Source organism: Chitinophaga parva (assembly GCF_003071345.1).
Lineage (GTDB): Bacteria > Bacteroidota > Bacteroidia > Chitinophagales > Chitinophagaceae > Chitinophaga > Chitinophaga parva.
Map to the genome: position 1 here is coordinate 1,005,811 of NZ_QCYK01000001.1, position 15,370 is coordinate 1,021,180.

Sequence of the window (15,370 nt, forward strand, 5' to 3'; positions counted from 1 at the left end):
TAAAGTTTGTAGGTGTAAAATTGGTCTTTTTTTGTACAAGGTGCAAAGTACAATGTACAAGGCCGGCTGGCCGGCTACATTCGGCGTAAACCGGCGATGAATGGTACACCCTGCCTTGTATATAGTACATTGTACAATTGCTTAAATTTGTTACATGCCATTCAAATTACATGCACCTTACCCGCCGGCAGGCGATCAGCCGGAGGCCATACGCCGCCTTGTAGAAGGCGTAAAAGAAGGGGAACCCTACCAGACCCTGCTCGGGGTGACCGGCTCCGGCAAAACCTTCACCATAGCTAACGTGATCCAGCAGACCCAGCGCCCCACCCTGGTGCTTACGCATAACAAAACGCTGGTGGCCCAGCTGTACGGGGAACTGAGACAGTTCTTCCCCGAAAATGCAGTGGAGTATTTCGTGTCTTACTACGATTACTACCAGCCCGAGGCCTACATGCCTGTGAGCGATACCTACATTGAAAAAGACCTGGCCATCAACGAGGAGCTGGACAAGCTGCGCCTGCGGGCCTCGTCCAACCTGCTTTCCGGCCGGAGGGATATCATCGTGGTGGCCAGTGTGTCCTGCATTTACGGTATGGGTAACCCTACAGAATATGAGAACGGGATCATCCGCCTGGAAAAGGGCATGCAGATCAGCCGCAACGCCCTGCTGCATGCGCTGGTAAATTCCCTGTATTCCCGCACCACCGGCGATTTTAACCGCTCCAACTTCCGCGTGCAGGGCGATACCGTGGATGTGAACCTGCCCTACGTGGATTACGGCTACCGCATCACCTTCTTTGGCGATGAGATAGAGACCCTGGAGACCATTGACGTGACCAACGGGAAGCGCATCCTTTCCCTGGACGATGCCGCCATTTTCCCTGCCAACATGTACCTGGCCCCCAAAGACCTGATGACCCAGATCATCCACGAAATACAGGATGAGTTGCTGGCGCAGGCGGAATATTTCCGGGCCAATGGTAAACACATAGAGGCCCAGCGCCTCACCGAGCGCGTAAACTATGACCTGGAAATGATCCGGGAACTGGGCTACTGCGCCGGCATTGAAAACTATTCCCGCTTCCTGGACCGACGCAAACCCGGGGTAAGGCCCTTCTGCCTGATCGATTATTTCCCAAAGGACTTCCTGATGGTGATAGACGAAAGCCACGTGACCATTCCGCAGATCAGCGGCATGTACGGGGGCGACCGCTCCCGCAAGCTTACACTGGTGGATTATGGTTTCCGCCTGCCCTCCGCGCTGGACAACCGGCCGCTGAACTTCTACGAGTTTGAGCAGATGATGAACCAGGTGATCTTTGTGAGCGCCACCCCCGGTGAATATGAGCTGCAACAAACAGAAGGCGTGGTAGTGGAACAGGTAGTGCGCCCCACCGGCCTGCTGGATCCTCCCATTGAAATAAGGCCCAGCATTAACCAGGTGGATGACCTGCTGGATGAAATAGACAAACGCATCCAGAAGGGCGATCGCGTGCTGGTAACCACGCTCACCAAACGCATGGCGGAGGAAATGGATAAATACCTGGCCCGCATTAACATTAAAAGCCGCTACATCCACTCGGAAGTAGATACCCTGGAGCGCGTGGAGATCCTGAGAGACCTGCGCCTGGGCAAGATAGATGTGTTGGTAGGGGTGAACCTGCTGCGTGAAGGCCTGGACCTGCCGGAAGTATCGCTGGTGGCCATCCTGGACGCAGATAAAGAAGGCTTCCTGCGCGATCAGCGCTCCCTGACCCAGACCGCCGGGCGCGCCGCCCGTAACGTAGACGGGCTGGTGATCTTCTATGCAGATACCATCACCGAGAGCATGCAGCGTACCATAGATGAAACGGACCGCCGCCGGGAGCGCCAGTTGGCCCACAACATTGCCAACGGTATTGTGCCCCGCACGGTAAAAAAATCCATCCAGGAGATCATGGGACAAACTTCCGTATTGGAGATCAAACAATATGATGAGCACTCCCCGCTGGCAGTACATGATGAAATGGCCCTGGTGGCAGACGATAAAGCCGTGTACAATAAGGACAATGGCGCCCTCACGATCCCGCAGATGGAAAAGGCCATTGCCCGCGTGAAGAAGGATATGGAAAAAGCAGCCAGGGACCTCGATTTCATGGAGGCCGCCCGCCTGCGCGACCAGATGTTTAAAATGCAAAAAGACCTGGATGCCATGAAGAAATGATCCCCGGAAATTTTATCATAAAATAAAAGCCGCCGCCTCCCAGGGCCGCGGCTTTTATTTTACCGTTATGCATTCATTCCACCTGCAATGAATAATACATTATAAATTATTTTATATGATAAAATCGACGGGCTGGGCAACCCAAAAGGATTTCATCCGGGCGCAGCAGGTGATAATATTTTCGCCCATACCTGGTTTTACCTGTTCTATGACCCATATCATGAAAAAAACGGGCCCGACCTCGTTTTATTCTCATTTTTGCATGTTGAATATTATAATATATGTGAAGGCGGCTGAAGCCTATTTCTATTATATAGATATAAAATACAAATTATAATAAATTAAAAATCAATTCTAATCTCGTTTTAATCTCGTTCTATTCCGGCCGGTTGCCACTAAAATTTGAAATTTTCAAATACCGGGGTGAGCGTGTATTAATTTATTGTTAATCAATTTATAATTTAATTACTTCAGAAGCAAAACTGCCAGTTTACACGCTTTAATATAGTATTAAAATGTAATATGATGTTTTTGGTCAGATAAATGCGCTTTTTTATTTAATGATTTCTAATTTTTGCAAAACCCAACCTAGGTCCTGGACAAAAATGTACTTTTATGCCAGAAATGTTAAAAAAGCAGCTATGATGACAAAAAAAGTACCTTTTAAAGACTATTTGCCTTTTCTGATACTGGCAGCGTTGTCCGTTATCGGGCTCTTTGTTCAGAACCAGGTAGCTTTCAATGGCGATGGTAAGTATAACGTTGCCGATGTTGCCTGGATTCTCGTGGCTACTGCCCTGGTATTCCTGATGACCCCCGGCCTGTCCTTCTTTTATGGTGGGATGGTGAACCGCAAGAACGTTATTTCCACCATGGTGCAGAGCTTTATTGCTGCCGGCCTGGTAAGTGTTATCTGGGTAGCGGTGGGCTTTAGCATGGCCTTCGGTGATTCCCTGGGAGGTGTGATCGGTAACCCCGGCACTTATTTCTTCTTCCATAATGTACCGTCAGCCGAACCATTTGCCAATGCAGCTACCATTCCCTTCCTGCTGTTTGCATTGTTCCAGATGAAGTTTGCCGTGATCACCCCCGCACTGGTGGTGGGTGCCGTGGCAGAGCGCATCCGCTTTACTTCCTACATATTATTCATGGTGCTGTTCTCCCTCCTGGTGTATGCACCGATCGCACACTGGACCTGGCATCCTTCCGGGTTCCTGTATAAAATGGGTGTACTGGACTTTGCCGGTGGCACCGTAGTACACATTTCTGCCGGCTGCGCTGCCCTGGCGGGTGCCCTGGTGCTGAAACGCCGTAAAGACCACATTGAAAAGAAAGAACTGGAACCGGCAAACATCCCGTTTGTGCTGATCGGTACCGGTTTGCTATGGTTTGGCTGGTTTGGTTTCAATGCCGGTTCTGCCCTGGGAGCCAATGCCCTTTCTGTAAGCGCTTTTGCTACTACCAATACCGCAGCTGCTGCTGCGGGCCTCAGCTGGGTGTTCTTTGACGTGATCCGCGGCCGCAAGGCTTCCGCACTGGGCTTCTGCATTGGTGCGGTGGTAGGCCTGGTAGCCATCACGCCCGCTGCCGGTTATGTGGGCATTCCGCAGAGCATGTTTATTGGTTTTATTGCCGCCATCATCTCCAATATGGCCGTGCACTGGAAAACCAAATCCAGCATTGATGATACACTGGACGTGTTCCCCTGCCACGGTGTAGGTGGTATGGTGGGTATGCTGCTCACCGGCATCTTTGCCACGAAAGTGATCAATCCTGCTGGTAATGATGGCTGGTTCTACGGCAACCCGGACCTGTTTGTAAAACAGCTTACCGGTCTGTTGATCGTAGTGGCTTACAGCTTCACGGTGTCTTATGGCATCTTCAAACTGATAAACCTCATTCACCCGCTGCGTGTAAGCGAAGAAGAGGAGATCCTGGGCCTGGATGCTACCCAGCACGGCGAGCGCTATCATCCTGCAAACCTGGCGGTAAATGGCCTGGGTGCACTGAATGAAGAAGCAGCACCTACAGAGTACAAAGAATTTATCGACAAATAACTACCACCCCGGAGCTGGTAGCCTGGCAGTCTTTCGCCTTGTGCCCCAGGCAGGTAACGCCACTTCAAACGCGGCTTACCCCAGGCGAAAGACGCTGGCCTACCGGTCCCGGTTCTTAAGATATCCGGCAAGGTTCACGCTCCCCTCGATCAACCAAAATCTCGACCGACGAAAAAATACACCGGGCCTTGAACCATTTAACGCGTGTTTATCCCATTGTACCTTGCCAACTTATTTTATCAACCAAGTCTAAGTAGAACAATCATCTAAGCTGCTAAACAACACTGGCCCGTGGCAATCCGCCGCGGGCTTTTTCGTGTATGCACATCCCTGAAACAAAAAGGGACAGCCCTGAGACTATCCCCATTGCGGAAGGGCTTCCGGCAGCTATTTGGAAGCCTCCCGGTTTACGGTTTATTGTTATTGTTCCTGCAACGACCTTTTCACTTTATCCAGGTCTGGCAGCAGGGAAGTAATGATGCCAATGAGGGGCAGGAAGGCGCATAAATGAAATACGTGTTCAATGCTGGTACGGTCTGCCAGCTTGCCCAGTACGGCAGATCCCAGGCCACCCATGCCAAAGGCCAAACCGAAGAACAGGCCTGCAATGAGGCCTACCTTGCCCGGTACCAGTTCCGTGGCATACACCAGGATGGCGGAAAAGGCAGACGACAGGATAATGCCGATGATAACAGACAATACGCAGGTCCAGAACAGGGATGCGTAGGGCAGCATCAGGGTGAAGGGCGCTACGCCGAGGATAGAGAACCAGATAATATATTTACGCCCAAAACGGTCGCCCAGGGGACCGCCTATCAGCGTGCCCGCCGCTACGGCGCCCATGAAGCCAAAGAGGTACATCTGCGGTTGGTCGCCGGTGAGGTGGAATTTATTGATCAGGAAAAAGGTATAGTAGCTGGTCATGCTAGCCATGTAGAAATACTTGGAGAAAATGAGCACCAGCAGGATCCCCAGGTAAGCCGCCACGCGGCCCGTGGAGAAATTATGTGGCCTGATAGTGCGGCGAGCCTTGCCGGCGGCGTGCTCCATCAGTTTTTTACGGTACCACTGCGCCACTACCAGTAGCACAATAACACCCAGGACAGCGGCTGCGGAAAACCAGGTGATGCTATGCTGGCCGCGGTGCACAATGATAATGCCCGCCAGCAGGGGGCCCAGGGCGCTGCCGGTATTGCCACCCAGTTGAAAAATGGACTGGGCCAGCCCTTTGCGCTCACCGGCGGCCAGGTGGGCCACTTTGGAAGCCTCGGGGTGGAACACCGAAGAGCCCACGCCGATCAGGCACACCGCCCGCAGGATATGGGCAAAGCTATCTGCATAAGCCAGCAGCAGCAGGCCGGTAAGGGTGAAGCCCATGCCCACGGCCAGGGAATATGGCGTAGGGCGCTTGTCCATATACCAGCCTACAAACGGCTGCAGAATAGAGGCGGTGAGCTGGTACACAAGGGTGATAATACCGATCTGGGAAAAGCTAAGCCCAAACTGGTCTTTCAGGATAGGATAGGCTGATGGGATGATCGACTGCAGCATGTCGTTAAGCAGGTGCGCAAAACTAATAGTGAAAAGAATACCGAACACCGTTTGCTGGGCGGCGTTCTGTACCGCCTGGGCGGGCTTGTTGGCGGAAAGCGTTTGTTCCATAAAAGGTGAGTTTAAGATCTGATCATCTGATGATTCAAAGCAGAAAAGTAATAAGTGATGTTATGTATATTAAGTTGCGCCGGCCATGATAAAATGAGAAGTATTCCTAATCTTCAAGTTGTTGTATATTAATTGTTTATTTATTTAATATTTGACCATTTCATTGACCAGGTCAAATGTAGTAAACGCCTGTTTCTGAGCTGGTTCCGGCGCCGTACTTCCCGCTACTTGTCCGTATTGTCAATAATAGCCCCCACCGTGTTCCAGGCCTTCTTCTGGTCCTGGTCTGCAATGGCCTGGCATAACTGCACATGCAGGGCATGGCTGCGCAGGAAAATGCCGGTGTCATTATACAGTTTGGCAAATCCTTTTTTCAGGTGCACTGACACGGCCTGGTAGAGATCAGAAAGGATTTCATTCCGGGCGGCGGTGGCAATGGCCGTGTGAAAGGCAATGTCCGCATCGATGGTTTGCTCCAGCTGGCCGGCATTGGCAGCGGCCAGGCGGCGGTCCAGGCAGGCTTGCATGGCGCTGATATCTTCTGCTGTACGGTACCGGGCGGCTTTTTCCGCGATCTTCATTTCCAGGAGTTGCCGCACTTCGTTGAGGTCGTGCAGGTTGGCCCTTTTCAGGCGCTGGTCTATGGGCGCCGCGTGCACATGCATGGACTCTACAAAGGTGCCCAGGCCCTGCTGTACGCGGAGAAGGCCGGCGTTCACGAGGGTTTTGATCGCCTCGCGGATGGTGGAGCGGCCCACGCCGTACTGCTTCATGAGCTCCGGCTCGATGGGCAGTTTGTCGCCAATCTTGTATACACCTTTGGCAATCTGCTCCTGCAGGGCACTGGCCACTTCATCTGCCAGGGAACGTTTTTTTATGACGGCATTATTCATCATATCATCTGATGATTGCAAAGCTAATACATTTTATGAGAATGTCAAGGCCATGCAAAAACCTTAACTTAGATGGCGCAAAATGCTAAAATTATTAGATCGGCAGATCGATAAAACACTTCAATATTTATAAGATGTTAGCACGGACAACGGAAAAATTCATATTGCAACTGGGAGAAAATAATCACAAAGAATGGTTTGACGCGCACCGGGACGAGTACCTGGCGGCAAAGGCGGACTACGAAAATACTGTGCAGCAGATCCTGGACGGCCTGGCTATGCAGGACGCCTCGATGGAGAACCTGCAGGTCAAGGACTGCGTGTTCCGCATTTATAAAGATGTGCGTTTTTCAAAAGATAAGACCCCTTACAAAACCAATATGGGCGCAGCCTTCCAGGCAGGCGGAAAGAAGTCGCTCCGTGCAGGCTACTACTTTCACTACGAGCCGGGTGGGCATAGTTTTGCAGGTGGCGGCCTCTGGATGCCAGCGGCGCCTGAGTTGAAAAAAGTGAGACAGGAAATTGATTACAACTTCGACGAGTTTCAATACATCGTCTCCGGTAAGAATTTCAAAAAATACTTTGGAGTGTTAGGCGGGGAAACACTTAAGACCAATCCCCAGGGGTACACCGCCGATAACCCGGCCATTGCTGTTTTGAGGCACAAAAGTTTTACAGTAGACCGCCATCTTACGGATGAAACCTGCACGAAGCTCGGATTGGTAAAAGAGATCCTGCAAAGTTTTGCAGCGATGCAACCCTTACTGGCATTCCTGAACCGCGCATTGGAATAGGGGACCTGGTTTCATGTACTTGCACGGCGGGCACGGCCTGCTGTGCTAAGATAGCAGTGCTGACGGTAAAAATTTAGTTTTTGTGAATAACGAACTCGAAGGGGCGCGCCTTGCGATTCTTGAGCAGGGATTCTTTTTCAACCTTGTTGTGTGCAAATTTTTGTGTGTACACGTTTGCCACTTCAATGATCGGAATGATGCCGTCCAGGGTGTCTTTCTGATCTACGATCGTCATGATCCGGGAAACCTGTGAGGAGAAATTGTTAGACCATTCTTCGGTAAACTTTTGCATTAACAGCAGCTCGCGATTGGTGTTCGTTTTCATAGGTTAGGATTTTTGAAACTTAGGATTTTAGGATTTAAATAGTTTTCAATTCGACTTCGGAAACGATCCAAGCTGTTTAGTGCCCGGGTGCATAGGATTATGTTACCAAAGTTGTACGAAATCCTGCAGATTTCAATACTACTTCCGTGTAGTTTTTCGTTGTATTACTTTAATAAAATATTGAATATGTTGAAAATAACCTGGTTTTCATCCTTGCTTTTCTGCGGTTATTTCAAGGATTTGCTGATTTATTGAATAAAAAAGCATCAAACTGTCGTGAAAGTCGTGTTAGACGGGCTTTTTTGGCATGGCTGCCATATGTATACAGTCCAGGAATTAGACAAATCGTAGGGGCGTGCGCGTTATTAAAATGCTGGTTTTCAGGACATGCTGATCGCAGGGGAAATAATCAATATAGCTTACTAATTGAGGATGTTAATTTAATACATGTAGACAGTGAAGGTATAATATGAAAAAAGGTCCCGGCACTGCACCGGGACCTTTTATATTTTTTTGCTTTTGGGAACACGTGTTTTTACAACATGTGCTTACCCGCCAGGTACTCCGCAATCTGCACTGCGTTCGTAGCGGCTCCCTTGCGCAGGTTGTCAGACACTATCCAGAGGTTGATGGTCTTATCCTGGGTCTCATCCCGGCGGATGCGGCCTACAAATACCTCGTCGCGGTCGTGAGCGTCCTTGGGCATGGGGTATTTGGCATTGGCCGGGTCGTCTACTACTACCACGCCAGGGGTATGTTCCAGGATGGAGCGTACTTCGGCGAGGTCGTATTCCTTGTTGAATTCCACGTTTACGGCTTCACTGTGGCCGCCTATTACGGGGATGCGCACGGTGGTGGCGGTTACTTTAATATTGTCATCGCCCATGATCTTCTTGGTTTCGTTCACCATTTTCATTTCTTCCTTGGTGTAACCATTGTCCGTGAAGACATCGATCTGGGGAATTACGTTCAGGTCTATCTGGTGGGCGTAGGCTTTTTCACCTTCCACGCCGGCGCGCTCGTTCATCAGCTGGGTCACAGCCTTTACGCCGGTACCGGTTACAGACTGGTAGGTGGATACCACTACGCGTTTAATGCCATATTTCTTGTGCAGGGGATTGAGCACCAGCACCATCTGTATGGTAGAACAGTTGGGATTGGCAATGATCTTGTCGGCCGCGGTGAGGGTGTCTCCATTGATCTCAGGTACCACCAGTTTCTTGGTAGGGTCCATGCGCCAGGCAGAGGAGTTGTCGATCACGGTGATGCCGGCTTCGGCAAATTTGGGCGCCCATTCCAGGGAGGTGGAACCGCCTGCGGAGAAGATCGCTACGTTAGGTTGGAGCGCGATGGCCGTGGTCGCGCTCACAATCTTGTAAGACTTGCCCTTAAATGTTACTTCCTTACCCACAGATTTTTCTGAGGCTACGGGAATCAATTCGGTCACGGGGAAATTCCGCTCCGCCAACACTTGTAACATTTTTGAGCCTACCAGGCCGGTAGCTCCTACAACGGCAACTTTCATTTTTTTATGTGGTTTTAAAATTAGGAACGTAAAATTAATGCTAAACCCCCGTTTTTTTGCAGCGCCCGGCGATTTTTAGCGGAAATACAGGCTAACCCTTGGTTTTGGGTGGATATTTAGAGAAAATCAAAGGAAAAAGCGGAGGGCGCCAGGCCTGTTTCACCCAGTGACGGGGCCGCTGGAGATAGAAAAACAGTTTTTTTTCATTGCAATCCATTGCTTTTACCCATTAACAATTTTGAAGGATTTGGGATGGAATTTAAGCGGACCATTGTGCCTCACTAAAAATTGTTTTGCTCAACCCTCATTGTTTATGTGGACAACCCTGTTACGTGCGCAGACCATTGCTGCCGCGCTTTTGTTAACTGTTTTATGCTGTATAGCACCTGGGATAATGGCCCAGGATTTCCGCGAAGATTTTAGTAACGGCCTGCCGGCCAATGCCTGGCGCGGTACGGACACCGCCTGGATAGTGGAGGATGGCAAGCTGCAAAGTCATTGGGAGCAGGCTAAGAGCAGCTTTTACCTGGGTACTGCGGAAGTACATGCGGCGGATAGCTGGCAGTGGTGGATGAAACTGGGCTTCAATCCATCCTCGCAAAACTATGTGGATGTATTCCTCGTGGCGGATACGCTGAATTTATTATCGCCGGTGGTGAGCGGCTATTTTGTGCGCGCGGGAAATACCGCGGACGAAGTGAGCCTTTATCACGTGGTGAAAGGCCAGGCGCCGGTGAAGGTGATCGATGGACTGGACGGCCTGTTGAACCATGCTTCAAACATAGTGCAGGTAAGGGTTTCAAGGCACGGAGGGCATTGGTATTTACAATGCGGTACCGGGGCAGTAGCAACGTGGGATACGGTGCGCACCGCGGTTGACAGCAGTGGTGGCGCGCAGGGTTATTTTGGCTTTGCAGTGAAGCAATCAACGGCTTCATTTTTTGATAAGCATTACTTTGATGACGTGGTTACCGGTGCTTGGCCGGATACGACGCAAACGCCACCGGGGACGCCGCCTGACACGACGCAAACGCCACCGGTGACGCCGCCTGATACGACCACCCCATCGCCGCCGGATACCACGCAAACGCCACCGGTGACGCCGCCTGATACGACCACGCCATCGCCGCCGGATACCACGCAAACGCCACCGGTGACGCCGCCTCCAGCGCATGTTTCAGGACGGGAACCTTTATTATACGATGTCGTCATACATGAAATACTTACAGATCCATCGCCACCTGCAGGGTTACCACCTTACCGGTTTATTGAGCTAAAGAACCGGAGTGGGGACACTATACAACTGCAAGGCTGTGTACTTGCAGATGCTATACGACGGTGTGTTGTACCTGCATATGCATTACCACCAGATAGCCTTTTGATCATTTGCGACAAAGATGCGGACAGCAGCTATCGCAGGCTGGGGGCTACTTTGAGCGTACCGGCATTTCCTGCATTCAAAACCGCGGATACCATTGTGTTGCGCAATGCACATGATGCGTTGCTGCATGTTATTGCATATGGTAAGGAAACCTACCATAACGACGCGTATGCAAAAGGAGGCCACAGCCTGGAAATGATAGATGTCTCAACACCTTGCAGCATGGCAGAAAACTGGACCGCATCCACCGCCGCAATGGGCGGCACACCTGGTCATGGAAATGCAGCTGATGGCCATATCTCCCCGGTAGTACCAGACCTGTTACAGGCATTTCCGGCAGACAGCCTGCACTTGTTGCTAAGTTTTGCTGCAACCCTGGACAGTGCCACAGCAAACGGTTTGGAGCATTATCACTTCCAGGGAGGCCGGTTGAAGGTTGTTAAAGCAACTGTACGCACGCCGCTTTGCAATGAGGTAGTACTCACTTTGCAAACGCCTTTGCAGCAGGATAGTTTGTATGTACTTACTACCACCGGCATTACAGATTGCAATGGGCTGGAAAGCGGGGTGAAAAATGAAGCAGCCATCGCACTCACTGCCGTACCAGACAGCCTGGACGTGGTTTTCAACGAAGTGATGTATGATCCCGCGCCAGGCATGCCCCAGTTCATTGAGCTATATAACCGCAGTAATCATGCAGTGGACCTCTCGCATGTATTTTTGATCATGCTGGACAAAGAAGGCAATGAAAGGCCCGGCCTGCGGCTGGTGGCCAAGCCACTACTGCTGATGGGTGGCGCCTATGCCATTGTGAGCAATGATCCGCAGGCGCTTTGCAGGCAGGCCATTTGCGGGATGGATGGGCCGCGGTTAACGGTACACCTGCCGGCGTTATCAAATGAGGGTGCTGCCATGCGGCTGCGGTATGATACTGCAGGACTGGATGCATTTGCCTACTCACCGGAGATGCAGTTTGAATTATTGACCGGGGCTAAAGGAATTTCCCTGGAACGCATAGACCCGGATAAACCTACACAAAACGCGGGCAACTGGCACTCTGCCGCGGCAGATGCAGGCTACAGCACGCCAGGGCGTAAAAACTCGCAGGCCATGCCGGTGCCCGGGCAGGCCAGCGGTTGGAGTGTGACACCAGCCACCTTTTCGCCGGATCTTGATGGGATGGACGATCTGGCCGTTATCCATTACGTGATGCCATTGCCCGGCTTTGTGGGGAATATCACTCTTTTTGATGCAAATGGGCACGCGGTGCGGGAGCTGGTGCGGAATAGCCTGTTAGGGACAGAAGGTAAATTTACCTGGGACGGGCTGGGTGATAACAGGCGGACATTACCGGCAGGTATTTATATAATATATGTCATGGTATTTGACCGGGGTGGTACTGTGAAATACTGGAAACAGCCGCTGGTACTCGCCATGAAACTGCAATAAGAACAGCGGGCAAAGCTGTTGGGAACCGGCATGAGCGGCCCTGATACTTGAAAAACAACGCATGGATTCCCGTAGGATTCCGTTTGTTAAGGCGGCGGCTCGGTAAAAGTAATGCACCCCGCCGCTGCCTGTAATGGTGGCGAATAGCCAGACAAAACGATGCGCCCGGCGCCTGCCGCCGTCATATGTGGGCCTGAAATAAGACCCTCCACCCGGCTGCCAGCCCGGAAACGATCCCGTTTTTGCCCTCGATACCCACTTCAACCACCTTAACCAGGTCAATTTTTTCAGCAGCGGCCGCCGCTGCTAAATCACTGCGGGCTAACTGCTTATCCGGGAGAAAGGGCTGTTTTATCCGGTGCGGAAAACAAGGTCTTCCGTTTCAGGGCATTGGCCAATAATTAATTTTTTTATATTTGCCCTTCCAAAAAAATTGAATATGCAGTATAGAGAGATTGTTGCAATAACCGGCCTCGGCGGTTTGTACCAATTGATAGCTAGTAAACAGGACGGCGCTATCGTTAAGTCGCTCGAAGATAAAAGCTCCCGCTTTGTGTCTTCCCGCATCCACAACTTTACCCCCCTGGAAAGCATCGAAGTATTTACAACCGGTGATAACGTGAACCTGGTAGCTGTGTTCAAAGCGATGGACGAAAGCGCCACCGCTCAGCCAGATGCCAAGGCAGACAACAATGCCATCAAAGCATACTTCAAGACCGTATTCCCCTCTTTTGACGAAGAGCGCGTATACGTGAGCGATATGAAGAAAATGGTAAAATGGTTTGGTATTCTGAAAGCCAATGAACTCCTCAACTTTGAAGAGATCCAGGCTGCCAGTGAAGAAGCTGCTGAGGCTGCTCTCGTAGAAGTGGACGCCGCTCCTGCTGCCGAAGAAAAGCCCGCCAAGAAAGCCACCCGTAAAAAGGCAGAAGTAGCTGAAGGTGAAGAAGCCCCCGCTGAAAAACCGAAAAAAGCTGCCGCCAAGAAAGCAGCTGCTCCCGCTGCAGAAGGCGAAGAAGCACCGGCGCCCAAGCCTAAGAAGGCTGCCGCTAAGAAAAAGAAAGAAGAAGAGTAATCACGCTATTCTCATAACATTTGCAGGACAACGTTTGCTGGAGTTACCGGCAAACGTTGTTTGCGTTTTGAGCTCCACCGTGCTAACTTTTCATTGCCCGGCCCATACCCGACCTGCCAACAAACGCTGTTTGCGTTTTAAACAGTCCCTGCAGATTTAACTTTTCATTTTCCCACATCTTCCTGTACATTGCGGACCTGGTAAGCCCGGATTTAAAACATTATTTTAATACAATGAACACAGCAACCGCACATATCAAAAAAGCCCCCCGGCACTTTCTGCCCGAAGACTTTACTGTAACCACCTGGGACGCCCTGCAACCCTATTTTCAGGACCTGCAGGAGCGCCCGCTGGACAGCACCGCCGCCCTGGAAAAATGGCTGCTGGACATCAGCGAACTGGAAGCCGTAGTGAGCGAAGACGCCTGCTGGCGTCAGATCAAAATGACCTGCGATACCACCGATCCCAAACTGGAAGAGGCTTTCACCTACTTCTGCATGGAAATACAGCCCAAGATGCAACCCGTGGCAAATGAACTGAACCAGCGCCTGCTGGACAGCCCCTTTGCCGCCGGGCTTTCCAAGCCTGGCTTTTCCATTTACCTGCGCAACACCCGCAACCAGGTATCACTCTACCGTGAGGCAAACGTGCCGCTCTTTGCAGAACTGAGTGTTATGGCCCAGCAGTACGGCGTGATCTCCGGCAAGATGACCATTAAGGTAAATGACAAAGAATACACCTTGCAGCAGGCCGCCAAGTTCCTGGAGGGTAGCGACCGCACCCTGCGGGAAGAAGTGTACCGCAAGACCATGGACCGCCGCCTGCAAGACCGGGCTGCCCTGGATAAGCTCTACACAGACCTGGTGCAGAAACGCCAGCAGGTAGCGGTGAACGCCGGTTTTGAGAACTACCGCGATTACAAGTTCCGCGAACTGGGCCGCTTTGATTATACCAAAGAAGACTGCTTCCAGTTTCACGCTGCGGTGCGTGAGCACATTGTGCCCCTGGTGAAGAAAAGCCTGCAGCGCCAGAAGGCTAAATTGGGCCTGGATGTGCTCCGTCCCTGGGATACAGAGGCGGAACCGGCAGGCACCAAGCCCCTGGAACCTTTCCACACGGGTGAAGAACTGGTGAATAAAGCCATTTCCACCTTTGACGCGCTGGATCCCTTCTTTGGCGAGTGCCTCCGCGTAATGAAAAGCATGGGCCGCCTGGACCTCGAAAGCCGCATTGGTAAAGCCCCCGGCGGTTATAACTGCCCCCTGGCGGAAACCGGTGTGCCTTTCATTTTCATGAACGCCGCCGGCCAGATGAAAGACCTCACCACTATGGTGCACGAAGGTGGCCATGCCGTGCATTCATTCCTCAGCCATCCCCTGTCATTGAGCGCGTTCAAGGAATACCCGATGGAAATAGCAGAAGTGGCCAGCATGAGCATGGAGCTCTTTACCATGGACCACTGGGACATCTTCTTCAGCGATGCGGAAGAACTGAAGCGCGCCAAGCTGCAACAGCTGGAGCGCTCCATTACCATCTTCCCCTGGATAGCTACCATCGATAAGTTCCAGCATTGGGTCTATGAGCATCCGCAACACACGGAAGCGGAGCGTACCGCTGCCTGGTTACAGATCCTGGAAGAGTTTTCGCCCAACGAGGTAGACTTTTCCGGCCTGGAAGAAGGCCGGGCCGCCAGTTGGCAGCGCCAGTTGCATCTGTTTGAAGTGCCGTTCTATTATATCGAATATGGCATCGCCCAGTTGGGCGCCATCGCCATGTGGAAACAATACCGCGAGAACAAGGCCCAGGCCCTGGAAAACTACCAGCGCGCACTGGCCCTCGGCAACACGGTGTCCCTGCCGGAGCTTTACAAAGCCGCTGGTATCCGCTTTGATTTCTCCCCTGCTTACGTGAGGGAGCTGGCTGATTTTGTGCAGGAGGAAATAGATAAATTGTAGGTCCATTGGCGCCAAGCGCTGTAGCTAGGCATTAAAGAGGCGGCATCTTCC

The 15,370-nt window shown here is 51.5% G+C and carries 10 protein-coding genes; 6 read left to right on the forward strand and 4 right to left on the reverse strand.

The window, feature by feature from the left end; translation table 11 throughout:
- Positions 1–154: 154 nt before the first annotated feature.
- Together uvrB and DCC81_RS04405 are read left to right on the forward strand one after the other, a co-directional pair.
- Positions 155–2,203 (forward strand): excinuclease ABC subunit UvrB, encoded by a 2,049-nt coding sequence (gene uvrB, locus DCC81_RS04395; protein WP_108685371.1) that lies wholly within the window; start codon positions 155–157, stop codon positions 2,201–2,203.
- A 641-nt stretch (positions 2,204–2,844) separates the two neighbouring features.
- The gene (locus DCC81_RS04405; RefSeq protein WP_317047830.1) at positions 2,845–4,260 is read left to right on the forward strand and encodes an ammonium transporter; all 1,416 of its coding nucleotides are present in this window, start codon (positions 2,845–2,847) and stop codon (positions 4,258–4,260) included.
- Positions 4,261–4,680: 420 nt separating this feature from the next.
- Here the strand turns inward: DCC81_RS04405 and DCC81_RS04410 are convergent, their stop codons facing one another.
- Positions 4,681–5,922, reverse strand: coding sequence for an MFS transporter (locus DCC81_RS04410; RefSeq protein ID WP_108685373.1), 1,242 nt, complete (start codon positions 5,920–5,922; stop codon positions 4,681–4,683).
- 224 nt (positions 5,923–6,146) lie between these two features.
- Positions 6,147–6,836: a FadR/GntR family transcriptional regulator gene (locus DCC81_RS25995; protein ID WP_317047831.1), complete on the reverse strand. Its 690-nt coding sequence runs from the start codon at positions 6,834–6,836 to the stop codon at positions 6,147–6,149.
- Positions 6,837–6,949: 113 nt separating this feature from the next.
- Here DCC81_RS25995 and DCC81_RS04420 point away from each other — a divergent pair, with 113 nt between their 5' ends.
- Positions 6,950–7,609 carry a DUF2461 domain-containing protein gene (locus DCC81_RS04420; RefSeq protein ID WP_108685375.1) on the forward strand — a complete coding sequence of 220 codons (660 nt, stop codon included), beginning with the start codon at positions 6,950–6,952 and terminating at the stop codon, positions 7,607–7,609.
- 73 nt (positions 7,610–7,682) lie between these two features.
- Here the strand turns inward: DCC81_RS04420 and DCC81_RS04425 are convergent, their stop codons facing one another.
- The gene (locus DCC81_RS04425; RefSeq protein WP_108685376.1) at positions 7,683–7,934 is read right to left on the reverse strand and encodes a hypothetical protein; all 252 of its coding nucleotides are present in this window, start codon (positions 7,932–7,934) and stop codon (positions 7,683–7,685) included.
- A gap of 535 nt (positions 7,935–8,469) precedes the next feature.
- On the reverse strand, positions 8,470–9,459 hold the full coding sequence (locus DCC81_RS04430; protein ID WP_108685377.1) for an aspartate-semialdehyde dehydrogenase: 990 nt from the start codon (positions 9,457–9,459) through the stop codon (positions 8,470–8,472).
- A 394-nt stretch (positions 9,460–9,853) separates the two neighbouring features.
- Between DCC81_RS04430 and DCC81_RS04435 the strand changes: the two genes are divergently transcribed.
- The 3 genes from DCC81_RS04435 to DCC81_RS04445 all read left to right on the forward strand — a co-directional run bounded on the left by DCC81_RS04435 (position 9,854) and on the right by DCC81_RS04445 (position 15,319).
- Positions 9,854–12,289 carry a lamin tail domain-containing protein gene (locus DCC81_RS04435; RefSeq protein WP_108685378.1) on the forward strand — a complete coding sequence of 812 codons (2,436 nt, stop codon included), beginning with the start codon at positions 9,854–9,856 and terminating at the stop codon, positions 12,287–12,289.
- A gap of 439 nt (positions 12,290–12,728) precedes the next feature.
- Positions 12,729–13,364 carry a DUF5606 family protein gene (locus tag DCC81_RS04440; protein ID WP_108685379.1) on the forward strand — a complete coding sequence of 212 codons (636 nt, stop codon included), beginning with the start codon at positions 12,729–12,731 and terminating at the stop codon, positions 13,362–13,364.
- A 233-nt stretch (positions 13,365–13,597) separates the two neighbouring features.
- On the forward strand, positions 13,598–15,319 hold the full coding sequence (locus DCC81_RS04445) for a M3 family oligoendopeptidase (RefSeq protein WP_108685380.1): 1,722 nt from the start codon (positions 13,598–13,600) through the stop codon (positions 15,317–15,319).
- Positions 15,320–15,370: the final 51 nt, after the last annotated feature.